The organism is Aliivibrio sifiae (assembly GCF_002954705.1).
Taxonomy (GTDB): Bacteria; Pseudomonadota; Gammaproteobacteria; order Enterobacterales; family Vibrionaceae; genus Aliivibrio; species Aliivibrio sifiae_A.
The window spans coordinates 274,924-297,563 of record NZ_MSCO01000003.1 but is presented as its reverse complement, the minus strand read 5'-3'; the positions used below and the strand labels follow the sequence as shown (position 1 = coordinate 297,563).

28 protein-coding genes are annotated in these 22,640 nt (G+C 40.7%); 13 read left to right on the top strand and 15 right to left on the bottom strand.

Annotated elements, in window-relative coordinates:
- From BTO22_RS18765 to fkpA, 9 genes are all read right to left on the bottom strand, one after another.
- On the bottom strand, positions 1 to 183 hold a 183-nt coding region (locus BTO22_RS18765), incomplete at its 3' end, for a GTP-binding protein (protein WP_258132398.1).
- A gap of 108 nt (positions 184 to 291) precedes the next feature.
- Entirely contained in the window at positions 292 to 2,388 is a 2,097-nt protein-coding gene (gene fusA, locus BTO22_RS18760; RefSeq protein ID WP_105056811.1) for an elongation factor G, read from the bottom strand.
- Between the two features lie 134 nt (positions 2,389 to 2,522).
- Positions 2,523 to 2,993, bottom strand: coding sequence for a 30S ribosomal protein S7 (rpsG, locus tag BTO22_RS18750; protein ID WP_060993284.1), 471 nt, complete (start codon positions 2,991 to 2,993; stop codon positions 2,523 to 2,525).
- Positions 2,994 to 3,087: 94 nt separating this feature from the next.
- On the bottom strand, positions 3,088 to 3,462 hold the full coding sequence (gene rpsL, locus BTO22_RS18745) for a 30S ribosomal protein S12 (RefSeq protein WP_005417208.1): 375 nt from the start codon (positions 3,460 to 3,462) through the stop codon (positions 3,088 to 3,090).
- A 165-nt stretch (positions 3,463 to 3,627) separates the two neighbouring features.
- Positions 3,628 to 3,915 carry a sulfurtransferase complex subunit TusB gene (gene tusB / locus BTO22_RS18740; protein WP_105056809.1) on the bottom strand — a complete coding sequence of 96 codons (288 nt, stop codon included), beginning with the start codon at positions 3,913 to 3,915 and terminating at the stop codon, positions 3,628 to 3,630.
- 3 nt (positions 3,916 to 3,918) lie between these two features.
- On the bottom strand, positions 3,919 to 4,275 hold the full coding sequence (gene tusC, locus BTO22_RS18735) for a sulfurtransferase complex subunit TusC (RefSeq protein ID WP_105056808.1): 357 nt from the start codon (positions 4,273 to 4,275) through the stop codon (positions 3,919 to 3,921).
- Between the two features lie 29 nt (positions 4,276 to 4,304).
- Positions 4,305 to 4,697: a sulfurtransferase complex subunit TusD gene (tusD, locus tag BTO22_RS18730; protein WP_105056807.1), complete on the bottom strand. Its 393-nt coding sequence runs from the start codon at positions 4,695 to 4,697 to the stop codon at positions 4,305 to 4,307.
- Positions 4,694 to 5,398: a helix-turn-helix transcriptional regulator gene (locus BTO22_RS18725; RefSeq protein WP_060993508.1), complete on the bottom strand. Its 705-nt coding sequence runs from the start codon at positions 5,396 to 5,398 to the stop codon at positions 4,694 to 4,696. Before BTO22_RS18725 ends, tusD begins: the two co-directional genes overlap by 4 nt.
- Before the next feature lie 168 nt (positions 5,399 to 5,566).
- Positions 5,567 to 6,361, bottom strand: coding sequence for an FKBP-type peptidyl-prolyl cis-trans isomerase (gene fkpA / locus BTO22_RS18720; RefSeq protein WP_105056806.1), 795 nt, complete (start codon positions 6,359 to 6,361; stop codon positions 5,567 to 5,569).
- Positions 6,362 to 6,488: 127 nt separating this feature from the next.
- On the opposite strand from fkpA, the gene BTO22_RS18715 reads away from it, so the two are divergent.
- Positions 6,489 to 7,502 carry a WD40 repeat domain-containing protein gene (locus tag BTO22_RS18715; protein WP_105056805.1) on the top strand — a complete coding sequence of 338 codons (1,014 nt, stop codon included), beginning with the start codon at positions 6,489 to 6,491 and terminating at the stop codon, positions 7,500 to 7,502.
- The gene (locus tag BTO22_RS18710; RefSeq protein ID WP_105056804.1) at positions 7,502 to 7,726 is read left to right on the top strand and encodes a SlyX family protein; all 225 of its coding nucleotides are present in this window, start codon (positions 7,502 to 7,504) and stop codon (positions 7,724 to 7,726) included. The genes BTO22_RS18715 and BTO22_RS18710 overlap by 1 nt, the downstream gene beginning before the upstream one ends.
- 330 nt (positions 7,727 to 8,056) lie before the next feature.
- On the opposite strand, the gene slyD is transcribed toward BTO22_RS18710, so the two are convergent.
- Genes slyD through kefG form a run of 4 tightly spaced genes read right to left on the bottom strand, consistent with a single transcriptional unit; the run spans position 8,057 to position 11,278 of the window.
- Positions 8,057 to 8,647: a peptidylprolyl isomerase gene (gene slyD / locus BTO22_RS18705; RefSeq protein WP_105056803.1), complete on the bottom strand. Its 591-nt coding sequence runs from the start codon at positions 8,645 to 8,647 to the stop codon at positions 8,057 to 8,059.
- A gap of 56 nt (positions 8,648 to 8,703) precedes the next feature.
- A complete protein-coding gene (locus BTO22_RS18700) occupies positions 8,704 to 8,904 on the bottom strand; it encodes a YheV family putative zinc ribbon protein (protein ID WP_174213438.1) in 201 nt (66 codons plus the stop codon).
- A gap of 41 nt (positions 8,905 to 8,945) precedes the next feature.
- Entirely contained in the window at positions 8,946 to 10,736 is a 1,791-nt protein-coding gene (kefB, locus tag BTO22_RS18695) for a glutathione-regulated potassium-efflux system protein KefB (RefSeq protein ID WP_105056802.1), read from the bottom strand.
- Entirely contained in the window at positions 10,736 to 11,278 is a 543-nt protein-coding gene (gene kefG, locus BTO22_RS18690) for a glutathione-regulated potassium-efflux system ancillary protein KefG (protein ID WP_105056801.1), read from the bottom strand. Before kefG ends, kefB begins: the two co-directional genes overlap by 1 nt.
- A 148-nt stretch (positions 11,279 to 11,426) precedes the next feature.
- Between kefG and BTO22_RS18685 the strand changes: the two genes are divergently transcribed.
- The 7 genes from BTO22_RS18685 (at position 11,427) to rraA (ending at position 17,629) form a co-directional block, all read left to right on the top strand.
- Positions 11,427 to 13,358: an ABC transporter ATP-binding protein gene (locus BTO22_RS18685; protein WP_105056800.1), complete on the top strand. Its 1,932-nt coding sequence runs from the start codon at positions 11,427 to 11,429 to the stop codon at positions 13,356 to 13,358.
- Positions 13,342 to 13,833, top strand: coding sequence for a TIGR02444 family protein (locus tag BTO22_RS18680; RefSeq protein WP_105056799.1), 492 nt, complete (start codon positions 13,342 to 13,344; stop codon positions 13,831 to 13,833). Before BTO22_RS18685 ends, BTO22_RS18680 begins: the two co-directional genes overlap by 17 nt.
- A 3-nt stretch (positions 13,834 to 13,836) precedes the next feature.
- Positions 13,837 to 14,805, top strand: a complete 969-nt coding sequence (locus tag BTO22_RS18675) for a hydrolase (RefSeq protein WP_105056798.1) — start codon at positions 13,837 to 13,839, stop codon at positions 14,803 to 14,805.
- 34 nt (positions 14,806 to 14,839) lie between these two features.
- Positions 14,840 to 15,082 carry a YheU family protein gene (locus BTO22_RS18670; protein WP_105056797.1) on the top strand — a complete coding sequence of 81 codons (243 nt, stop codon included), beginning with the start codon at positions 14,840 to 14,842 and terminating at the stop codon, positions 15,080 to 15,082.
- A 98-nt stretch (positions 15,083 to 15,180) separates the two neighbouring features.
- On the top strand, positions 15,181 to 16,050 hold the full coding sequence (locus BTO22_RS18665; protein ID WP_105056796.1) for a phosphoribulokinase: 870 nt from the start codon (positions 15,181 to 15,183) through the stop codon (positions 16,048 to 16,050).
- Positions 16,051 to 16,134: 84 nt separating this feature from the next.
- Positions 16,135 to 17,043, top strand: coding sequence for a 1,4-dihydroxy-2-naphthoate polyprenyltransferase (locus BTO22_RS18660; RefSeq protein ID WP_105056795.1), 909 nt, complete (start codon positions 16,135 to 16,137; stop codon positions 17,041 to 17,043).
- A gap of 88 nt (positions 17,044 to 17,131) precedes the next feature.
- The gene (rraA, locus tag BTO22_RS18655) at positions 17,132 to 17,629 is read left to right on the top strand and encodes a ribonuclease E activity regulator RraA (protein WP_105056794.1); all 498 of its coding nucleotides are present in this window, start codon (positions 17,132 to 17,134) and stop codon (positions 17,627 to 17,629) included.
- 410 nt (positions 17,630 to 18,039) lie between these two features.
- On the opposite strand, the gene zapB is transcribed toward rraA, so the two are convergent.
- Positions 18,040 to 18,282 (bottom strand): cell division protein ZapB, encoded by a 243-nt coding sequence (zapB, locus tag BTO22_RS18650; RefSeq protein WP_105056793.1) that lies wholly within the window; start codon positions 18,280 to 18,282, stop codon positions 18,040 to 18,042.
- A gap of 363 nt (positions 18,283 to 18,645) precedes the next feature.
- Between zapB and glpX the strand changes: the two genes are divergently transcribed.
- Positions 18,646 to 19,653 carry a class II fructose-bisphosphatase gene (gene glpX / locus BTO22_RS18645; RefSeq protein ID WP_105056792.1) on the top strand — a complete coding sequence of 336 codons (1,008 nt, stop codon included), beginning with the start codon at positions 18,646 to 18,648 and terminating at the stop codon, positions 19,651 to 19,653.
- Between the two features lie 557 nt (positions 19,654 to 20,210).
- On the top strand, positions 20,211 to 20,564 hold the full coding sequence (locus BTO22_RS18640; RefSeq protein WP_105056791.1) for a DUF3135 domain-containing protein: 354 nt from the start codon (positions 20,211 to 20,213) through the stop codon (positions 20,562 to 20,564).
- A gap of 18 nt (positions 20,565 to 20,582) precedes the next feature.
- Here BTO22_RS18640 and BTO22_RS18635 read toward each other — a convergent pair whose 3' ends face one another.
- Positions 20,583 to 20,927: a 5-carboxymethyl-2-hydroxymuconate Delta-isomerase gene (locus BTO22_RS18635; protein WP_105056790.1), complete on the bottom strand. Its 345-nt coding sequence runs from the start codon at positions 20,925 to 20,927 to the stop codon at positions 20,583 to 20,585.
- Between the two features lie 270 nt (positions 20,928 to 21,197).
- On the opposite strand from BTO22_RS18635, the gene tpiA reads away from it, so the two are divergent.
- Both tpiA and BTO22_RS18625 read left to right on the top strand, forming a co-directional pair.
- The gene (gene tpiA, locus BTO22_RS18630; protein WP_105056789.1) at positions 21,198 to 21,968 is read left to right on the top strand and encodes a triose-phosphate isomerase; all 771 of its coding nucleotides are present in this window, start codon (positions 21,198 to 21,200) and stop codon (positions 21,966 to 21,968) included.
- Positions 21,969 to 22,234: 266 nt separating this feature from the next.
- The gene (locus BTO22_RS18625; protein WP_105056788.1) at positions 22,235 to 22,603 is read left to right on the top strand and encodes an endonuclease domain-containing protein; all 369 of its coding nucleotides are present in this window, start codon (positions 22,235 to 22,237) and stop codon (positions 22,601 to 22,603) included.
- The last annotated feature ends 37 nt before the right edge of the window (positions 22,604 to 22,640 follow it).

Below are 22,640 nucleotides of genomic sequence, written 5' to 3'. Positions count from 1 at the left end.
GATACCACGCTCGCGCTCTTCAGGAGCGTTATCGATTGATGCGAAATCTTTAGCAACACCACCGTACACTTTTGCAAGTGTAGTACAGATAGCAGCAGTTAGAGTTGTTTTACCGTGGTCAACGTGGCCGATAGTACCAACGTTTACGTGCGGTTTCGTACGTTCAAATTTTTCTTTAGACACGATCGTGTTCCTTCCTAGTTATGATTCGCCTTACCGAACAGTGATAAGGCGCGCCAGAATTTGCTATTTTATGCGTCAATTGCTCTTGACGCAAGGGTATTGAGTATTTTATCCGCGTTCAGCGATGATTCTGTCGGCAACATTCTTCGAAACTTCGCCATATTCGGAGAATTCCATAGAATAAGATGCTCGACCTTGAGTCGCAGAACGTAGAGATGTTGCATAACCAAACATTTCAGAAAGTGGAACTTGAGCACGGATTGTTTTTAATCCAGCAATGCCATCGTCCATACCTTCAATCATGCCGCGGCGACGGTTTAAATCACCAACAACATCACCCATCCAGTCTTCTGGAGTGGTTACTTCAACTTTCATCATTGGCTCAAGAATAACAGGTTGTGCTTCAAGCGCACCTTTCTTGAATGCCATTGAACCAGCGATCCTGAACGCCATTTCATTGGAGTCAACATCGTGGTATGAGCCATCAAACAGCGTAGCTTTAACGTCGAGTACAGGATAGCCTGCTAACACGCCGTTATTCATTTGCTCTTCGATACCTTTTGCTACAGAGCTGATGTATTCACGAGGAACAGCACCACCTACGATTTCGTCAACAAAAACGAAACCTTCATCTGGTTGTGATGGTTCGATTTTTAGCCATACGTGACCGTATTGACCGCGACCACCAGATTGACGTACGAACTTACCTTCCACTTCCGCACTTCCGCGAATAGTTTCACGGTACGCTACTTGAGGCTTACCAACGTTACATTCAACGCTGAATTCACGCTTCATACGGTCAACGATAATATCTAAGTGTAGCTCACCCATGCCAGAAATCAGTGTTTGTCCTGATTCTTTATCCGTTTCTACACGGAAAGATGGATCTTCTGCCGCTAGTTTACCTAGTGCAATACCCATTTTTTCTTGGTCAGCGAGTGTTCTTGGTTCAACTGCAATCTGAATAACCGGTTCAGGAAATTCCATACGCTCAAGAATTACTTTTGCGTTTTGATCACACAGTGTATCACCCGTAGTTACGTCTTTTAGACCAATCGCCGCTGCGATATCACCAGCACGTATCTCTTTCACTTCTTCACGCTTGTTTGCATGAAGCTGAACAATACGGCCAAAACGTTCGCGCTTTTGTTTTACTGAGTTGTAAACACCGTCACCAGTATTAACAACACCAGAGTAAACACGCATGAAAGTCAACGTACCTACAAATGGGTCGGTTGCAATTTTGAATGCTAACGCTGCAAATGGTTCGTTGTCGTCAGCATGACGCTCAACTTCATTTTCATTTTCATCAATGCCCTTAATTGCAGGAACATCAACTGGCGCAGGTAAGAATTCAATAACAGCATCAAGAACTGCTTGAACGCCTTTATTTTTGAATGCCGAACCACAAGTTGCTAATACGATCTCGTTATTCAATGTACGAGTACGTAATGCACCTTTAATCTCTTCTTCTGACAGTTCTTCACCTTCAAGGTATTTGTCCATCAGTTCTTCAGAGGCTTCAGCTGCTTCTTCAACTAGGTTTTGACGCCATTCATCAGCAAGCTCTTGCATATCAGCTGGAATATCTTCATAAGTGAAGGTCATGCCTTGATCGGCTTCATTCCAGTTGATTGTTTTCATCTTGATAAGGTCAACAACACCTCTAAAATCTTCTTCTGCACCAATGTTTAATTGGATTGGAACAGGGTTAGCACCAAGACGATTTTTAATTTGCCCTACAACACGTAAGAAATCTGCTCCAGCACGGTCCATCTTATTTACGAATACAATACGAGGAACTCCGTATTTATTCGCTTGACGCCATACTGTTTCAGATTGAGGTTCTACACCCGATGAGCCACAGAACACAACAACCGCACCATCAAGTACACGTAAAGAACGCTCTACTTCGATAGTGAAGTCAACGTGTCCAGGGGTATCGATGATATTAATACGGTGATCGTCAAATTGGGCATCCATACCACGCCAGAAAGTCGTAGTTGCCGCAGAGGTAATAGTGATACCACGCTCTTGCTCTTGCTCCATCCAATCCATGGTAGCTGCACCATCGTGAACTTCGCCGATTTTATGAGAAAGGCCAGTATAGAATAGAATACGCTCAGTAGTAGTAGTTTTACCTGCATCTACGTGAGCACAGATACCGATATTACGGTAGCGCTCAATAGGTGTATTTCGAGCCACGGTTGTATCCTCTTATCTTAGGGATTATTGCTATTTCCCAACGCAAATGCATTGAAATAGCGATAATGGCTAAGTGTTTTACTAAATGGGAAAGAAAGAAGTAAGGTGCAGCAAGGACTGCTGCACCTTCGGTATTACCAGCGGTAATGAGCGAATGCTTTGTTAGCATCAGCCATACGGTGAACGTCTTCACGTTTCTTAACCGCAGTACCTTTGTTCTCAGACGCGTCTAACATTTCGTTAGCAAGACGTTGAGCCATAGATTTTTCACCACGCTTACGCGCAGCTTCAACCATCCAACGCATAGCAAGTGCGTTACGGCGAACCGGACGTACTTCTACAGGAACTTGGTAAGTTGAACCACCCACACGGCGAGATTTAACTTCCACCGATGGACGAACATTTTCAAGAGCTTCTTCGAATACAGCTAAGTGATCTTTACCAGATTTCTCAGCCATTAATTCTAGTGCACCGTAAACGATTTTTTCAGCAGTTGATTTCTTACCGTCAACCATTACGATGTTTACAAATTTTGCCAACAGCTCAGATTTGAACTTAGGATCTGGAAGGATCTTACGTTGGCCTATTACGCGACGACGTGGCATGGAATTTCTCCGTTGTTGTCTTCAGGTTATCCAAAACTTTTCAGTTTCTTCAAATTACAAATATTTAGTGTTTGGCCTTACTTAACGGATTCCATTAAGACTTAGGACGTTTCACACCGTACTTAGAACGACCTTTCTTACGATCGTTTACGCCTGCACAGTCAAGTGCACCACGAACAGTGTGGTAACGCACACCTGGTAAATCTTTAACACGACCACCACGGATAAGAACAACTGAGTGCTCCTGAAGGTTGTGACCTTCGCCGCCGATGTATGAAGTAACTTCAAAGCCGTTAGTTAAACGAACACGACATACTTTACGTAAAGCTGAGTTCGGTTTTTTTGGAGTAGTAGTATATACGCGAGTACATACACCACGTTTTTGTGGACACGCTTCTAGCGCAGGCACGTTGCTTTTAACAACTTGCTTTGCACGTGGCTTGCGTACCAACTGGTTAATAGTTGCCATTAAAATAGCTCCTGATTAGAGGTTCGAAAACTTTTGAAAAATCTATATCCCTATGGAAATAGGGACGCGAAATTCTAAGGCTGAACGTGATATGTGTCAAGAAATATACAGCACTATTAATAAACAATTTAAAAATAATTTATGTTTCTCGAACATAACACATGATTACCAAGTCACTACAGGTGAGTGATCTTGGGTTAACGATACAAAGAAGTCATAACTAACCAGTTGAATTTTATCATCAATTAATGATTTAACGCCCCTAGCTTCTACATCTTCTTGCAATAAATAGCATTGCTTAAACGAAAGGATCAATGAATGATCTTTATGATCCAACATTCCCGCATAAATACTCTCCTGCGTTAATAAAAGCACGTCATGTGTGGTATTTATTGGCAACTCATTACAACAAAGCGCTTGAATGTTCTCTTTTTTCGTTAAAATATGCAGCATAACCTAAAACACCATTACTTGAGCACATTGTGATAATTTCTCATTAATCTCTTGATTTGTTATAACATCAACATCAATCAATAAATTTTTTTCTTTCAAGCCACGATTATGTAATGCGGTTTGGCATACATATAGCTCTTCAAGATCGCATAACGACAACATTTTAAATCCCGCAACATAATCACGTGACAATACAAGTTCTGGTTGCTGATTTTCTAATAATTGGAATACCCCATCCCCAATAAAGAAAATTTGAATATCTTCACTGTATGCAGAAGCCGCAAGAATAGCATCTAGCCCTTCCCTGCCCTTCGTCGTTGAGTGCGGTGAACTTTGAAATACAAATCCAATACGATTCATGACTTGCCTATTATACTAATACTCAAAAATTAAAATTGAATCACACGATCAAACTTCAGCAATGCCGTAGCTAGACCACCTAAACCAGCCTGTTGAAAGCCTTGTGCTAGGTTATGCTGTTCTATCTTATGTTGTTCAGCTTCTTCTTGACCGATGACGCCACGACGTAATGCAGCCGCAACACAAGTATCTAATTCTACATTGTGTTCTTGTGCCAATGCTTGCCATGCTTTCGTTATATCAAATTCATCATTAGCAGGTAAAATCAATGATGAAGCATTCAATACTCCATCCTGATAAAAAAAGACTTTTTCTAACTGGTGACCTTGCTTAATAAGCGATTGTGCAAACTGAAAAGCTTGCCTAGATGCTTGAGTTCCATAAGCAGGACCATTAACAACCACCCCATAGCATAAACTCACTTTTCACCATCCTCTGTTTTTCTCTGGCGAATATAGAGATACACCGTATGTTTAGAGATATTCAACTGATCAGCGACACGGTTAATTGCATCTTTAATGTCAAAAATACCTTTATCGTATAAATCCATTACAATCTGTTTATTCTTAGCATTATTACCGACTTCTTTATCTGCATTAATTTCATCAATGGTGCGTTTAACAGTTTGATCAACTAATTCATCAACATCACTGGCAAAGTTTACACTTGAAGCCGCTTCATTTGCTTCTTCACTTGGCATAAAAGAATGTAAAACTTGGGAAAACGGTGCATCTAAATTGATATTAATACATAACAAACCAATAATTCTTTCATCACCATTGCGAATAGCTACGGTGATCGATTTCATTAACACCCCGCCTTTAGCGCGAGTGAAATATGAACGTGAAAAATTACGCTTTGAACGCTGAATATCTTTCAACATTTGCAAAGCTAAATCGGTAATAGGAGAGCCAACTTTACGACCAGTATTCTCACCATTAGCAATTCTAATCGCTGATTTATTGATATCTTCTAATGAGTGCAGAACAATTTCACAATAGCTACCAATTAAACTAGCAATACCATCAACAACAGCTTCATACGAGCGTAGAATATGATGATCAAACTCAGTAAATGGTACTACCTCAGATAAACTTTCTTCTGCGATATTCTCAATATTCATATACACCAACTTAATATCCATTTATCCAACGAGCAAAAAAAGCCTGTTGCTTAAAATAATTCCATCAAGTTTATCAGAATATTTGCATGAAAATAAAAAACCCCAGCCAGTGCCGGGGTTAATTCAGTGATCTAAAACAAAGTTTAGATTATTTAATCTCCGTAAAGATTATTTTGTTGGTTTTGCTGCGTCTTTAATCTCTAGCAACTCAACATCAAATACCAATGTAGAATTTGCAGGGATAGATTGATTACCTTGAGCGCCGTAACCTAGTTCTGCTGGGATAACAAACTTGTATTTAGAGCCAACATTCATTAGTTGAACACCTTCAGTCCAACCTGGAATTACTGCATTTAGAGGGAAAGTTGCTGGTTGGTTACGATCGTAAGAGCTATCAAACTTAGTACCGTCGATTAGTGTACCTGAGTAATGTACAACTACAGTATCTGTTGCTTTTGGTTTAGGGCCTTCAGCAGGAGTAATTACTTGGTATAAAAGACCTGATTCAGTCTTCATTACGCCGTCTTGTTTTTCAAACTCTGCACGGTAATCTGCACCAGCTTTGATGTTTGCTTCAGATTCAGCCGCTGCTTTCTTTTGTGCAATTTCAGCAACGCGTTGATCTAGCGCTTGTAGAGCACCTTGAATTTCTTCATCAGTTAGACGTTCTTTGCCGTTGAATACATCAGTAACACCTGCAAGTACATCAGCTTTCTTAAGGTCTAAGCCAAGTTCTGTTTGCTTCTCTAGGTTAGAGTTTAAGTATTTAGCTAATGATGCACCAATTGCATAACCTGCTTTTTCATCTTCAGATGCGAACGTTGATGCCGTTGTACCTTCTGCTGATGCTTCAATTTTTGCAGGTAATGTTGTTGCTTCTGTTTTTGGTGCTTCTTCTTTTTGACAACCAACAACGAATGCAACAGTTGCAGCAAGTAACGACACTTTAAAGATAGATTTCATTTCAAAACTCCGGTTATTTGAGGTCCTGCCTCAATTTCTTATTCAATTTTTAGATAAAGATGTGAAATACTGTTCATCACAATATACTAGTACTTATAGACACATTACAAACGAGTAGTTCAATTTGATGCGCGTTATCTCTCAATACACTGCAATTTTTTTCATTACGTTGACATTAGTGGGCTGTTTCTTTAATAACTCTGACGTTCAACGATGGGAAATGGCAACACAAGGCACTACCAGTTTCGCGTTAAGTCGTGATGCTCGCTTTGGGCTTTTCTTTGTCAAAGAAGGATCAAATGCTGCTAATACGAACAGTGAAATAAAAAGTGGATTGCATTTTTGGGATCTTGTCGATAATAAAGAATTGACCTATTTCGGAGCTCAAGATCAACACGATTCTACCGTTTCCCATATGACTATCTCTGACAACTCTCGCTTTGCCATTACAGCAACTCAAACTAATTTTGCAGTTTGGGATTTAGGGATGGGGATCTCCGAAGGTTTATGGTCTATCTCTGATGGCATCATTCGCGATGTTGATATTGCAAGTAATGGTCAACAAGTTTTGCTTGGTTTATCTAACGGCAAAGCCATTTATATTGATTTAGCCACAGGACGTAGGCTTGAATTTCTTGCCCATCGAGAAAAAGTAAATTCAGTGGCTTTATCAGCTAATGGAAAATTTGCTCTCTCAGGTGGTAACGATCACTTTGCATATTTTTGGGATACTCAAACAGGTCAAATTCTACGTACATTCGAGCATGAAAAACGCGTTAGTCGAATCGCTCTACAACGAGACGGAAAATACGCACTCACAGCTGATGGTGGTAATGAAGCCTTTATTTGGGATTTAAAAACTGGGGATAAAATTACAGAACTCAGTACCTTTGCTCGCCAACAAGTTTTTTCTAGTGCTCGTTTTAGCGATGATGGAAAGTATCTAATCACAGGCTCACCCGCTGGCAGCATCATGTTATGGGATACTCTCTCAGGTAAGAAACAAGAACAATGGCGCGCCGAGCCATTAAAAGATGCACGCCCACCAACAGCGGTAGTGTATGATGTCGCCATTGATAAAAAACAACGAGTCATTTCCGCTACCTCAGCCGGAATCGCTCAAGCTTGGTTGATAGAATAATGACGACAGATATTAAAAAATTAGAAGATAAAATCAGTGATTTAGAGTGCCAAATGGCGTTCCAAGAGCAAACGGTCGAAGAGTTAAACGATGCGTTATCTCAACAACAATTACTGATCACTAATATGCAAGTTCAAATGAAGTTTATGGTTGGTAAGATGAAAACCATGGATTCATCGAATATGGCGGATACGTCAGAAGAGACACCACCACCGCATTACTAGAGGCTTGGCTAACTAGACCGCTTCGCTCCTATAAAAGCAAAAAGCAAAAAACGAAGGTTTCAGGTTTCAGGAAAATCAAAAGCGACTCAAAACACCTACCATACTCGCTTTTATAGTATCTAGTTAGCGCTACATATAGTTCCTAGCAAAAAAAAGACCACAGGCTCAACACCTGTGGTCTTTCTAATTCTAAATACAACATTCAGCTCTGCATTTGATCTTATAGACTCTAGTCAGCGCAGCGTATAGCTTCTAGTTAATAATAGAAACCTCACCGCATACACCCCTGAATCCTTTAAGCGTAGCGATCTGAACCCTGCTCTTAAAAGATTACTTAGAACAGTTACCGCTACCACAACATTCGTGATCTTCTTTGTAATCGTGAGAATGACCTTCACCACCACAACAACCACCTTCGTGATCATGGTCGTGTCCGTGATCGTGACCACAGCCGCCTTCTTGGTGGATATGACCGTGTGCAGCTTCTTCTTCAGTTGCTTCACGTAGTGCTACAACTTCAACTTCAAAACCTAGTGTTTGACCAGCAAGCATATGGTTGCCATCAACAACAACTTCGTCGCCATCAACTTCAGTCACTTCTACAGGGATTGGACCTTGATCTGTATCAGCAAGGAAACGCATGCCAACTTCGATTTGCTCAACACCTTGGAATACGTTTGCAGGAACACGTTGAACCATCTCATCCATGTGCTCGCCGTATGCTTCTTCAGGAGTAACAGTGATGCTGAATTTATCGCCTGCAACTTTACCTTCAAGTGCTTTTTCAAGACCAACGATTAGGTTGTTGTGACCATGTAGGTAATCAAGAGGAGCCTCAACTGTTGATTGATCAACAACTACGCCTTCTTCAGTTTTTACTTGGTAAGCAAGACTTACAACAACGTTCTTTTCAATTTTCATTTTAACTCCGGATGCACTTGGCATTAGTGGATGGTATTCAGTGTTGCGACATAATACTATTCAGGCTTAAAAACGCCAATAACATCATCTTGCGCATGTTTGGTTTTTTCTATCGATTTGGGTGTTTTACGGTCTGTATGACCACACTCCACACACTCGACATGTTCAATATTACTTTCTTCCCACCAACGTAGCGTATCCGTCGTGCTACATGATGGGCAAACCGCACCTGCAATAAATCGTTTTTTCACGGTTATTATCCTTGTGCTAATAGTACCAATCTTAGTCAATATTGGTCTTAATCCCAATCGTTCTGATTTGATCGTTCGCTTTCCATCTCTAAACCAAAAATCTCTTCTAACTCTATTCGAGCCGCTTTCGCCTTAGAAGCCAGAACCTTGTCATCTGAATGCAATGGTAACAATTCTTTTAGCATAGCAACATCTAACTTTTTAAAATGCGATTCTGCGCGTTTGGCCTGATAAGGATGCATACCCAAAGATGTGAGGGTTTGTCGGCCTAAATCAAGGGCACCATAAAAAGTTTCTCGTGAAAAGTGATCTACCCCTTCATTTAGTAACTCATACGCTTCAACTCTGCTTCTGGCCCTTGCTAGAATTTTTAAATGTGGGAAGTGCTGTTTGCATAAGGCAACAACATCCATCACTTTTTGAGGGTCAGTCTTACAAACCACGATCGCCTCTGCTTTCTCAGCTCCTGCTGCTCGCAATAACTCAACTTGGGTTGCATCACCGTAATACACTTTATACCCGAACTTTCTCAACAAACGAATTTGACTTGGATCGCCCTCTAGAATCGTTAGCTTAATTTTATTAGCAAACAGTAAACGCCCGACAATTTGTCCAAAACGACCAAAGCCCGCAATGATAACTTGTGGCTGAGTTGCATGAGTAAAATCAGATTGTGGCATTTCTTCTTCGCCGTTTAAGGTTCTACCAAACCACCAATCTTGAGCAATAAGAAGTAAAGGAGTCGTCATCATAGATAAACTGACCACTACCAATAAGAAGGCGGTCAACTCTCGACTTAACAGGCCTTCCATTTGCGCTGCAGTAAACAATACAAATGCAAACTCACCACCTTGACTTAATATCATTGCCATCTGACTACGTGCTTTTGCTCTGGTTCCAAACAAACGCGCCAAGCCATAGAGTAAAAAACCTTTTGAGGTCACTAATAAGGCAACAGCCCCTAATATTTCAAGTGGGTACTGCAGTAACAGGCCTAAGTTAACCGACATCCCTACGGCAATAAAAAATAATCCAAGCAATAAACCTTTAAAGGGTTCAATCGCCACTTCTAGCTCATGACGAAATTCACTCTCAGCAAGTAAAACACCAGCAAGAAATGCCCCAAGCGCCATTGATAATCCCAACTGTTTCATCGCAGCAGAAATACCAATAACCAAAAGCAGAGCCGCTACCGTAAACAACTCACGGGCCCCACTCTTCACAACATAACTAAATAACGGTCGTAATAAAAAATGACCAAGAGTGAAAATACCTATCACACCAACCAAAATCCATAAACCGTCTAGCCAATTACCACTCGCACCACCAGCAAGCACTGGCAATATCGCAAGCATTGGGATCACCGCGATATCTTGAAATAACAACACAGCAAAACCAGACTGACCACTTTCATAAGCCGATAGTTTACGCTCTTCAATCACTCGCAAAGCAATCGCGGTTGATGACAAGGCAAGCCCCATTCCAATCACGACACTTACTTGCCATTCTAAGCCATAAAGCATCATTGCAGCAGTGATGACGCAGGAGGTCACCACCACTTGACTACCACCCAATCCAACAATCGGTTTTCTCATCTTCCATAACTTATTGGGGTTCAATTCTAACCCTATGAGAAACAGCAGTAGCACCACACCAAACTCTGAAAAGTGTAAAATCGCATCCACATCAGAGATCAACTTCAATCCCCACGGGCCAATTGCAATCCCTGCCAATAAGTAACCAAGCACTGCGCCTAAACCAAACCGTTGCGCCAAAGGAACAGTAACAACCGCAGCAGCTAAAAATATTGAACTGGTATGTAACCAATCTCCCGCCATTAGCTTTCTCCTCTAGGGTTTGATAGCCACAACTTATAATCATCAATAAACTGCTGACGTTTTTCTACTGTGATCTTTCGAGCCCAATATTGAATTGATGGTGTCAGCCATTCCATTTGACATAATGCTGCGGTGATCTTAAATGGCACAAGGATCTCATCCATGGAATGTTGATTATAGCCTGTCGCAGAAAACGCCTCTTCAATCCCGCCCGCGGTAATGACACTGCGCCATTGCTTACCTTTTAGAGCATTCCCCTCACCATAGGCAAATCCCTTTCCAAGTACGCAATCCATCCACTCTTTTAACAGCGCTGGACACGAATAAAGATAAAGTGGGTGTTGAAATATAATAATGTCATGCTGAGCAAGTAATTCATGCTCGTAAATAACATCAATAAAAAATTCAGGATAATGAGCATAAAGATCATGCACAGTGACATGTGATAAATCTTGATACGCAGATAAGATCGCCTTATTGGCAACCGAGTGTTCAGGATCGGGATGAGCGAGGATCACTAATATTCTAGGCAACTGAGTCATAAATTCCTTTCTAGACTTCACTTTTTATTATTTTAAATGGGACTTCTACTCCATCATACAGACTATTTCTATATCGACAATCTTCGCTCTTACGCCTACTATGCTTACCGTATTCACCATTTTGCCAACAAGAGAAGCACACCACAGCATGATTACGTTTTCAGACATTCAATTACTTCGTGGCGGTAAGCCATTATTAGAACAAGCCTCTGCCACCATTCATCCCGGTGACAAAGTCGGTTTAGTCGGAAAAAATGGCTGTGGTAAATCCACTCTTTTTGCCCTAATTAAAGGCGAACTAAGCGTTGATGCAGGTTCAAATCGTGTTCCTCAAAACTGGGAAATGGCATGGGTAGCGCAAGAAACTCCCGCGTTAGAACGCAAAGCGATTGATTATGTTATCGATGGTGATCGGGAATTTCGTGGTTTAGAGGAACAGTTACTCAAAGCTGAAGAAGCAGATAACGGCACATTAGTTGCTGAGCTTCACAGTAAAATAGACATTGCTGGTGGTTATACGATTAACTCACGTGCAGCTGAATTACTGAACGGTTTAGGTTTCTCCCAACAACAAATGGACTGGAACTTAACTCAGTTCTCTGGTGGTTGGCGTATGCGTTTAAACTTAGCTCAAGCCCTGATTTGTCGCTCCGATTTGTTGCTACTCGATGAACCAACCAACCACTTAGATTTAGATGCGGTAATGTGGCTAGAGCGTTGGCTACAAAACTACCCTGGCACCTTAATGCTAATTTCTCATGACCGTGATTTTCTTGATCCTGTTATTAACCGTATTATTCATGTTGAGAACCAACAATTAAACGAATACACAGGTAACTACTCGTCATTTGAAGTGCAACGTGCTGAGAAACTGATACTGCAACAAGCGAAATATCAGAAGCAACAAAAGAACATGTCACACATGCAGTCATACATAGACCGCTTCCGTTATAAAGCATCAAAAGCGCGCCAAGCGCAAAGCCGTATTAAAGCGTTAGAGAAGATGGAAAAAGTGCTACCAGCACAGTTAGATAACCCATTCAGCTTTAACTTTAGAGAACCCGATGCGCTACCAAACCCAATTTTAATGATGGACGAAGTGAGTGCTGGTTACGAAAACAATACTATTCTAGAACAAATTCGTTTGAACCTTGTTCCAGGCAGTCGTATTGGTCTACTGGGTCGAAATGGTGCCGGTAAATCAACACTAATTAAATTACTCTCTGGAGAGTTAGCTCCACAAAGTGGCGTATTTAGCTATTCTCAAGGTGTAAAAATTGGCTACTTTGCACAGCATCAATTAGAAACTCTACACGTAGAAGAGACACCACTACAGCACCTAATGCAGATTGCCCCAAATCATACAGAGCAACAACTGCGTGATTACTTAGGCAGCTTTGGTTTTCAAGGTGAAAAAGCGCTCGATAAAATTGGGCCTTTCTCTGGTGGCGAAAAAGCACGTTTAGTATTAGCACTTGTTGTATGGCAAAAACCCAACATGTTGCTACTCGATGAACCGACCAACCACCTTGATTTGGATATGCGCCAAGCCTTAACCATGGCTTTGCAGACTTTCGAAGGTGCAATGGTTATCGTCAGTCACGATAGATACCTACTGCGAGCGACTACTGATGATCTGTACTTAGTTCATGATCGCCAAGTTATGCCTTTTGATGGTGATTTAACGGATTACTACAAATGGCTTACCGAACAAAATAAATCAGAACGTAAAGAGCAGCTTCAACAAGATAAGCAAGACAGCCCAAGCACTTCAACAAGCTTAAGTGCCGCAGACAAAAAAGAGCAGAAACGTAAAGAAGCAGAGTTCAGAAAACAGATAGCGCCACTTCGTAAAGAAGTAACTAAGCTTGAAAAGAAAATGGATAAGCTAAATGAGGCGCTAAGCCAATCTGAAGAAGAGCTGGGTGATGTGTCTTTATATGAAGCTGAAAACAAAAAACGTTTAACCGAAGTGTTGGCCATTCAAGCATCAGCAAAGTCAGAGCTTGAAGAAGTAGAGATGGAATGGATGGATCTTCAAGAACAAATTGAAGAAAAAGAGAATGCCTCTCAACTGTAACCTCCCTATCAATAAACAACAAAAGGCTTTGCTTACTTGCGAAGCCTTTTGGACCTTCTCATTATCTCATTATAAAAAACAAGGCGTACAATCCGCCGCTCTCGCCTTACAAGATAAGCATAAAGGCAATGTAAATCTTGCCCTACTTTTGATCTGGCTTGATTCTCTCAATATTCAATTTCCACCATTACACATTACACTTCTTGAAAGCTCACTCAATACAACAGATGCCTTACTTACCTCTTATCGAGCATTAAGAAAAAAAATTAAACAAACGGGTGTTATTGAACTTTATCAGCAAGCTCTACAATTTGAATTACACCTAGAAAAACAGCAACAAACTGATCTTATTGAAACAGTTCTACGTATTGAGTTGAAGCAAGCAAACCAGCAGAACAGCTTACTACACATTTATTGTTGCTCACTTAATGCCGAATCATTATACCTTTCTCTACAAGCCAAAAAAGGAGCATAATTCATGATGGACTCATTTACTCCTGCCTCAGGATTATCCAACGCACACATCCAAACTTTATTGCCACGTTTACTGCGTAGAAATCCTTTGTTTAATGCATATTGGCAACGTTTAGAGTTACCTGATGGTGATTTTGTCGATTTAGCGTGGAGTGAAAACCCAAATAAAGCCGGAGATAAACCCATCTTCATTTTATTTCATGGGTTAGAAGGCAGCTTTGAGAGTCCATACGCGAATGGATTATTAGCCGCCGCTAAAGAACAAGGTTGGCTTGGCGTAATGATGCATTTTAGAGGATGTAGTGACGTACCTAACCGTTTAGCTAGAGCTTATCACTCAGGAGAAACGGAAGACGCTCGCTTCTTTATTCAAATGCTAGATAAACGTTTTCCAAACCGAATAAAAGTCGCCACAGGGATATCTCTTGGCGGCAATATGTTGGTAAATTATCTTGCTAAATACAGCGCCAAAACATTATTGAATGCAGCCACCGTGATTTCTGCACCACTAGACTTAGCCGCCTGCTCAGAACGCATTCAACACGGTTTTTCTCGTGTTTATCAAACCTATTTATTGCGCTCATTAAAAGCCAGTAGTATCAGAAAAATAAACGGAAGTAGACAAGCAATTATAGGCTTAGATAAAGCCATGATAGCTGCAATTCCTGACCTATTGCAGTTTGATAATTTACTCACAGCTCCTATGCACGGTTACGAAAATGCACAAGACTATTATCAGCAATGCAGTGGTTTACAGTTTTTAGAGCATATCGATATACCAACACGGATCATTCACGCAAAAGACGATCCTTTCATGACAAAAGCAGTGATACCTACTCAAGCTCTGCCTAACTGTGTACACTATCAACTAACAGAACATGGCGGCCATGTTGGCTTTATTAATGGCTCGTTCAGCAAACCAACATTTTGGTTAGAAAATAGCGTAAACCACTGGTTTCAAAAAATTCTCTAGCCTTAGTAATTAATAAAATGGATGAGTAAGAAGTATGATCATTCCTTGGCAAGATATCGCACCAGAAACTTTAGAAAATTTGATTTCAGAATTTGTTCTTCGTGAAGGCACCGATTACGGTGAAATGGAATGCAGCCATCAAGATAAGATCGAGCAAATAACCCTGTTATTAAAAAATGGTGAAGCGATGGTCGTTTTCTCTGAACTACACGAAACCGTAGATATTCAAACCAAAGCCCGCTTTAACCCTAACCTCACCAATCATGAGTTTGAATAATCATTTTCAATCAATCACAAATTTTAAACGATAACGTATCATTTAAATCAACCCTGTTATAACATCTTCGCTATCAGGAAATATAGACAGGGTTTGTCATGTCCGCAAAGCATCCAATTATAGCTGTTACTGGTTCCTCCGGTGCAGGCACCACCACCACTTCTGAAGCCTTCCGTAAGATGTTCAATATGATGGACATCAAAGCATCATGGCTTGAAGGCGATAGCTTCCATCGATTCACTCGTCCTGAAATGGATGTCGAAATTCGTAAAGCAAAAGAGCAAGGCAAGCATATCAGCTATTTTGGCCCTCAAGCCAATGATTTCCCCGCACTTGAACAATTCTTCCACCAATATGGTATTGATGGAACTGGACAATATCGTCGCTATTTACATACCTTTGATGAAGCCGTTCCATTCAATCAAATGCCTGGCACATTTACTCCATGGCAAGACCTTCCAGATAATACTGATGTTCTTTTTTATGAAGGATTACATGGTGGAGTCATGGACGGTGAGATTGATGTTTCTCAGCACGTTGATTTATTGATTGGCATGGTACCAATTGTAAACCTTGAATGGATCCAAAAATTCGTTCGAGATACTCGAGATCGCGGTCATTCTCGAGAAGCGGTAATGGACTCCATTGTTCGCTCAATGGATGATTATCTCAACTACATCACACCGCAATTTTCTCGTACTCATATAAACTTTCAGCGCGTACCTACGGTTGATACTTCAAACCCACTTAATGCCAAAGGTATTCCAAGCTTAGATGAAAGCTTTGTGGTGATCCGCTTCCGCGGCATACGTAATGTTGACTTCCCTTACCTGCTTGCCATGATTGATGGATCGTTTATGTCTCGTCACAATACGCTTGTTGTTCCCGGTGGAAAGATGAGTTTTGCGATGGAATTAATCATTCGTCCACTACTTCAGCAACTGATTGAAACGGGAAAAATAGGGTAATCCTTTTCCTCTTTTGCTTACAAATTTGGGGTTCTTCCAAAAATAGTGAATAATAGAGAGTCTATTCACTATTTTTGCGATGCTATGAAAACTTCTCCTTTTACTATTTGGCTCAGTGCTGCTCGACCTAAAACACTTCCCCTTGCGCTTGCATCAATTATGACAGGCTCGGCATTGGCATATTGGAATAACCATGCTTCTGCAACCATCACCCTCATGGCATTTGTTACTGCAACCTTATTACAAATTTTATCTAACCTTGCTAATGATTATGGTGACGCAGTAAAAGGCACCGATAATGATGACCGTCTTGGTCCACAACGAGCAATGCAATCAGGCTTAGTCACGCAAGCGACAATGAAGAAAGCCATTGGCATTAATATTGTGCTTACAATTATTAGTGGCTTAACATTAGTATTCATTTCTCTTCACCAAACCATGGATATTATTGGTTTTATTGCTCTTGGCTTATTGGCAATTGCTGCAGCCATTGCTTATACCATGGGAGACAAACCTTATGGCTACCGTGGGTTAGGTGACATTTCAGTATTTATCTTCTTTGGCTTACTTGGTGTTGCTGGTACTTATTACCTACATACAGGTCATTTATCTTCAGCGTTATTTTTACCCGCGATTGCTTGTGGTTTATTAGCTGTTGCTGTCTTAAACATTAATAATTTACGAGACATTGAAAATGATGAAGCGTGTGGAAAAATGACACTCGTTGTCCGTATGGGTGCGGCTTGGGGTCGTAAATATCACGCAATCATTATGGCACTCAGTTTTATCTGTCTTGCCATTTTCAGTGCAACTCAGATCCACTCATTAACGGGATGGTTATTTTTAGTGATTACCCCATTCGTTGTTAATCATGTGGTATCTGTTATTCGCGCACCGAGCGGCGAAGACATTCGCCCAATGATGGGAACAGTAGTCCAATGTGCGTTGTTCACTAATATTTTGTTTTCAATCGGTCTTTATTTATCCATATAAGCTTGTTATTTATCATAGTAATGACTTATTAAGCCCGTATATTAAGAAGCTCTAGAGAGAACTAACACCAAAAAAGGTAGGCATCATCATGGAATACAATACTTCTGCACTTTGTGACATTTATTTAGATCTCGTTGATGTTGTTGAACCAATGTTCAGCCATTATGGTGCTAAAAGCTCTTTTTCTGGACAAATCACAACGATTAAGTGTTTTGAAGACAATGGGTTAATCAGCCGATTACTGGATGAAAAAGGCGAAGGCCGAGTATTATTAGTGGATGGTGGCGGTTCATTACGTCGCGCTCTTGTTGACGCCGATTTAGCCTCTAAAGCCGCTCATAATGGTTGGGAAGGTTTAGTGATTTATGGCTGTATTCGTGAAGTCGATTATCTAGAAGAAATTAATATCGGTATCCAAGCACTCGCCTCTATTCCTGTTGGTGCAGCAAAGAAAAACATTGGTGAAATTGATGTAGCCGTTAACTTTGGTAGCGTAACCTTCTTACCTGAAGATCACCTGTATGCAGATTCAACTGGGATCATTATTTCTCAAGAACCATTAGAAGAGATGGGTGAGGAAGAGTAGAGCTAGAGTTCAGATCGCTTCGCTGGCAGAATTCAGAGGTGATCGTTGTAGTTATAACGACAAATATACAGTCCCCTCCCCTTTATAAGGGGGGGGTTAGGGAGGGGTAATACGATAAAGGTTGAATTGAGTCCATAGTTAACTTGATTTATACGCTGTTAGTTCTTGACCCCCTCCCAACCTCCCCCTTACTAAGGGGGAGGAGCTAAAAAACCAAAACGCACTGATCTTTCTTCATCAAAAAAAAACCGCAGGTGCTTTCACACCTACGGTTTCAAATTTACTCGTTAACCAATTTTAAATTTTGGCTAAATAGATTCCATTAGTTCAAGGCGGAGACGCGGAGCTTATGATAATAAGTGAGCACCGACAACACAGAAGATGGAAGAGTTACGACTCAAAAAATAGAATTACTCTACTTCTTCCATCTTACCTAGTAAACCACGGATGCGAGCTTCAAATTGAGCTTGATCATCACGTGCTTTTTGAGCTTCTTGCTCAACTTCAGAACGACCGTTGTTTGCTTGCTCAAGATTTTGAGTTAGCTCAGCGTTCGCTTCTTTTAATTCTTCAACTTCCATTTGTAGCAGTGCGATTGTATCTACTGCCATCTGAACTTTAGCTTCTAGTTGTTCTAATATTTCTAAAGACATTCCTGCCACCTTAACTGTAATCTTCATTGAGATGCAGAGAGTTTATCTTTCTCTGCCGACTTATTTTCTATTCTACTCAGCAATTGTAATTCTGCCATAGTGTTATTCATTAAAATGCATCATATGAACAAAAAAACAGCAATTTTTACCAACATCTGACTTACTTTCTTAAGATTAAAACGAACCGCATACTAAAACTAGATGTTTCAATGCATTATTTGAATTAAAGCATAAGGTCCCCTCTATAAACCAGCCTAATAATTTTTAAAATATAAGATTAGCCAACCAAAAAGCAAACGTTTCCCTTTTTGTTGTGATAAAATCCTCGCGATTTTTAAATTCATCGATTTATTCGGAGTAAATATGAAACGCGATTTAGCAATGGCTTTTTCTCGAGTTACTGAAGGTGCCGCACTGGCAGGTTACAAATGGCTTGGCCGTGGCGATAAAAACGCTGCTGATGGTGCTGCTGTTGAAGTAATGCGTACACTTCTTAACAAAACTGATATCAGTGGTGAGATTGTTATTGGTGAAGGTGAGATCGATGATGCACCTATGCTATACATTGGTGAGAATGTAGGTACTGGTGGCGACGCGGTTGATATCGCAGTTGACCCAATTGAAGGTACTCGCATGACTGCAATGGGCCAATCAAATGCTCTTGCTGTATTAGCAGCAGGTGAGAAAGGAAGCTTCTTAAAAGCACCTGACATGTATATGGAAAAATTGGTTGTTGGTCCTGGTGCTAAAGGCGCAATCGACTTAGCGCTTTCTCTAGAAGAAAATTTAGAGAACATTGCAAAAGCATTAGGTAAAACACTGGATACACTCGTAGTAACCACACTTGCTAAACCTCGCCATGACGAAACGATAGCTAAAATGCAAAAGATGGGCGTTCGTGTTTTTGCTGTGCCAGATGGTGATGTTGCAGCTTCAATTCTAACTTGTATGCCAGATAGCGAAGTTGACGTAATGTACTGTATCGGTGGCGCACCTGAAGGTGTCGTTTCTGCTGCGGTTATTCGAGCTTTAGATGGTGACATGCAAGCTCGCCTTCTTCCTCGTCATGAAGTAAAAGGTGATACAGAAGAAAACCGTATTCATGGTGAAGAAGAATTAAAGCGTTGTGAAGAAATGGGCGTGAAAGCGAACGTTATCTTAAAAATGACTGACATGGCACGCAGCGATGATGTTGTTTTCGCAGCAACTGGTATCACGAAAGGTGATTTGCTAGAAGGCATTACTCGCCAAGGTAATATCGCGACAACTGAAACTCTACTTATCCGTGGTCGTTGCCGTACAATTCGCCGTATTAAGTCGATTCACTACCTAGAGCGCAAAGATAAAGAAGTTAGAGATTTTATTCTTTAAGAGTAGGGACGAGAGGCGAGTACGCTTCGCTCGAGGAGCGAGGAAGAGCTAAATTCTTTGCCTGATTTGAAACCGTGGGTGTGAAAGCACCTGCGGTTTTTTTGTTTTAGAGAGTTCAGGTTTCAGATCGGTCGCAGGCTCCCTTGCAGGGTTCAGGGGTGATCGTTGTGAGACTAGATGCTATACACGCACTAGCTAGACCGCTTCGATTCTATTAAGGGTAAATTCAAAAATTGTCATTATGATTACAGCAACAAATACACAGTCCCCTGCCCTTAACAAGGGGAGGGATTACTGCGATAAAGCTGGAATGAGTTCATAGTTAACTTGATTGATACGCTGTTAGTTCTTGCCTCCCTCCCAGCCTCCCCCTTAGTAAGGGGGAAGAGCTAAAAGCCAAAAGCGATCACCTCTGAACCCTTTAAACGAAGCGATCTAAACCCTGCCCTTCCTTCTCAAAATAGAGACGCCCCTTCAATATCCCTTATTCCACTTTCTCAAAATCTAAAAACGCCAACTAAGCTAAATATATTGTTCAAAAGACAAGGAGTCAGCCAATGCCGCATTCATATCATCAAACAGTCTTACCTTCATTTGACGAACTCAAAGCATTAGCAGAAAAAGACCCCAAACAACTTGAAGAGTTACGCCATAAACTGAGTATGGAATTCATCGAGAGCGTACCAAAAGATCATCAAGGACCATTGCTAGCCCAACAAAATCACATTGATAGAATCATTGAACGAGGTAACAACCCTAATCACATCAACATATTACTAGGGCATGAGTTAGGAAAACAATTTGTTCGCTTTGCCAATTCATTAAACAAACCCATTAATGAGCATCAAGCAGCAGATGTTATTCAATTTCCAAATTCCAACAATCGCCCATCAAATAATCCTAAACATTAAGAGAGTTAATCTTATTTTCTACCCTACTTTTTGAAAGCTCTCTTGCTCCATATCTCTCACATTGATAGTTAAACTATCAATGTGACTGGCTTGATCTGCCAATACATCCATCAAAGCACGACTTAACTCTCTTTTTTTCTCTGCAGTACGACCTGATAATAATTCCAAAGTGAGATGAATAAAATCAACACTATTCCCTTTATCTCCCACCAACCAAGAGTGCACTCGAACCGCTCTTGATTTCACATCCTTAGTTGAGAATAATCCCGAATCAATCGCTACTTGATGTAAATCTTCTAGCAAACCTTGCATATTTAAGCGTTCTTCGGCTGAATTTGAATATTCCATAACTAAATGCGGCATCGTGACTTCCTTTTATACGGCTGATTAAGTGATTACTTTTCCATCATTAGCGCAAAGAGAATAAGTTACAATCCTCTCAATAGAAAAGTGCCTAACGAATCACACTTAAGAACAGTCATAAATATCTCCCATTCAGTTAATAATCTTTCGCACTTCGAAATAAAAGCATTAAAATTATGCATAAAAATGATTTTAGACACTAAATCTGTCGTAAAATCTGTTATATTTTTACGCAAGTTTTTTACATTAATTTGAATTGGAGATAATCCTATGCGTCATCCTGTAGTTATGGGTAACTGGAAACTAAACGGCAGCAAAGAAATGGTTGTTGATCTACTAAACGGTCTTAACGCTGAACTTGAAGGCGTTACAGGCGTAGACGTTGCAGTTGCTCCACCAGCACTTTTTGTTGACCTTGCTGAGCGTACGCTTACTGAAGCAGGCAGCGCAATCATCCTAGGTGCTCAAAACTCTGACCTAAACAACAGCGGTGCATTCACTGGCGACATGTCTCCAGCTATGCTTAAAGAATTCGGCGCTACTCACATCATCATCGGTCACTCTGAGCGTCGTGAATACCACAACGAATCAGACGAGTTTGTTGCTAAGAAATTTGCATTCCTAAAAGAGAACGGTCTAACTCCTGTTCTTTGTATCGGTGAATCTGAAGCACAAAACGAAGCTGGCGAAACTGTAGCGGTTTGTGCACGTCAACTTGACGCAGTTATCAACACTCAAGGTGTTGACGCTCTTGAAGGCGCTATCATCGCTTACGAACCAATCTGGGCTATCGGTACAGGTAAAGCGGCTACAGCTGACGATGCACAACGCATCCATGCTCAAATCCGTGCTCACATTGCTGAGAAATCTGAAGAAGTTGCTAAGAACGTTGTTATCCAATACGGCGGTTCTGTTAAGCCTGAAAACGCTGCAGCTTACTTCGCTCAACCAGACATCGATGGTGCTCTAGTTGGCGGCGCAGCTCTTGACGCGAAAAGCTTTGCAGCTATCGCTAAAGCAGCAGCTGAAGCAAAAGCTTAATTATAAGTTTTAGGGACTAGGACGCTTCGCTCTAGGAGCGAGAAAAAACTTGGTTCTGTGAACAATTTAAAACCGTGGATGTGAAAGCATCTGCGGTTTTTTTTGTTGTTAAATATACGCTGCGCTAACTAGAGCGCTTCGCTCTAGAGACAATAAAAGCAAAAGCGCTAATTTTGAACTCCATCGAAATTATTTACTGTTCATTATCTTTTACCATTTACGACTTCTATGGTTTATCGTATTTACCGATATAAGTCTAAATTCTAATGACACTTATTTATAATAAATCAAAACACAAAACACTCAGGCAAAAGCTTAGATCTGAAGTGCCAACAACAGAACGTGTATTGTGGAATAAACTTCGACGAAATCAACTCAATGTTAAATTTCGACGCCAATATGGTATTGGTCGGTATGTTTGTGATTTTTATAATGCTGAATATAAATTAGTCATTGAACTCGATGGTGATAGTCACTTTAATCCGGAAGCTGAAAACTACGATGCTATTCGAAATGAATATATGCACAATCTTGGTATGTCAGTATTGCGCTTCACAAACCAGGATGTCATGAGCAATATTGATGGTGTCCTCGAATTTATTTTAATGCATATAGAACAATTAAAATCAGAATAACTTCTACCATCATCGCAATAACCCCTCCCTAACCCTT

Excerpts from the sequence above, each read along its gene's own strand:
- rpsG (WP_060993284.1), bottom strand. The coding sequence starts at position 2,993 with ATGCCACGTCGTCGCGTAATAGGCCAACGTAAGATCCTTCCAGATCCT.
- rpsL (WP_005417208.1), bottom strand. The coding sequence starts at position 3,462 with ATGGCAACTATTAACCAGTTGGTACGCAAGCCACGTGCAAAGCAAGTT.
- tusB (WP_105056809.1), bottom strand. The coding sequence starts at position 3,915 with ATGCTGCATATTTTAACGAAAAAAGAGAACATTCAAGCGCTTTGTTGT.
- tusC (WP_105056808.1), bottom strand. The coding sequence starts at position 4,275 with ATGAATCGTATTGGATTTGTATTTCAAAGTTCACCGCACTCAACGACG.
- BTO22_RS18725 (WP_060993508.1), bottom strand. The coding sequence starts at position 5,398 with ATGAATATTGAGAATATCGCAGAAGAAAGTTTATCTGAGGTAGTACCA.
- fkpA (WP_105056806.1), bottom strand. The coding sequence starts at position 6,361 with ATGAAATCTATCTTTAAAGTGTCGTTACTTGCTGCAACTGTTGCATTC.
- BTO22_RS18715 (WP_105056805.1), top strand. The coding sequence starts at position 6,489 with ATGCGCGTTATCTCTCAATACACTGCAATTTTTTTCATTACGTTGACA.
- BTO22_RS18710 (WP_105056804.1), top strand. The coding sequence starts at position 7,502 with ATGACGACAGATATTAAAAAATTAGAAGATAAAATCAGTGATTTAGAG.
- slyD (WP_105056803.1), bottom strand. The coding sequence starts at position 8,647 with ATGAAAATTGAAAAGAACGTTGTTGTAAGTCTTGCTTACCAAGTAAAA.
- kefB (WP_105056802.1), bottom strand. The coding sequence starts at position 10,736 with ATGGCGGGAGATTGGTTACATACCAGTTCAATATTTTTAGCTGCTGCG.
- kefG (WP_105056801.1), bottom strand. The coding sequence starts at position 11,278 with ATGACTCAGTTGCCTAGAATATTAGTGATCCTCGCTCATCCCGATCCT.
- BTO22_RS18685 (WP_105056800.1), top strand. The coding sequence starts at position 11,427 with ATGATTACGTTTTCAGACATTCAATTACTTCGTGGCGGTAAGCCATTA.
- BTO22_RS18680 (WP_105056799.1), top strand. The coding sequence starts at position 13,342 with ATGCCTCTCAACTGTAACCTCCCTATCAATAAACAACAAAAGGCTTTG.
- BTO22_RS18675 (WP_105056798.1), top strand. The coding sequence starts at position 13,837 with ATGATGGACTCATTTACTCCTGCCTCAGGATTATCCAACGCACACATC.
- BTO22_RS18670 (WP_105056797.1), top strand. The coding sequence starts at position 14,840 with ATGATCATTCCTTGGCAAGATATCGCACCAGAAACTTTAGAAAATTTG.
- BTO22_RS18665 (WP_105056796.1), top strand. The coding sequence starts at position 15,181 with ATGTCCGCAAAGCATCCAATTATAGCTGTTACTGGTTCCTCCGGTGCA.
- BTO22_RS18660 (WP_105056795.1), top strand. The coding sequence starts at position 16,135 with ATGAAAACTTCTCCTTTTACTATTTGGCTCAGTGCTGCTCGACCTAAA.
- rraA (WP_105056794.1), top strand. The coding sequence starts at position 17,132 with ATGGAATACAATACTTCTGCACTTTGTGACATTTATTTAGATCTCGTT.
- zapB (WP_105056793.1), bottom strand. The coding sequence starts at position 18,282 with ATGTCTTTAGAAATATTAGAACAACTAGAAGCTAAAGTTCAGATGGCA.
- glpX (WP_105056792.1), top strand. The coding sequence starts at position 18,646 with ATGAAACGCGATTTAGCAATGGCTTTTTCTCGAGTTACTGAAGGTGCC.
- BTO22_RS18640 (WP_105056791.1), top strand. The coding sequence starts at position 20,211 with ATGCCGCATTCATATCATCAAACAGTCTTACCTTCATTTGACGAACTC.
- BTO22_RS18635 (WP_105056790.1), bottom strand. The coding sequence starts at position 20,927 with ATGCCGCATTTAGTTATGGAATATTCAAATTCAGCCGAAGAACGCTTA.
- tpiA (WP_105056789.1), top strand. The coding sequence starts at position 21,198 with ATGCGTCATCCTGTAGTTATGGGTAACTGGAAACTAAACGGCAGCAAA.
- BTO22_RS18625 (WP_105056788.1), top strand. The coding sequence starts at position 22,235 with ATGACACTTATTTATAATAAATCAAAACACAAAACACTCAGGCAAAAG.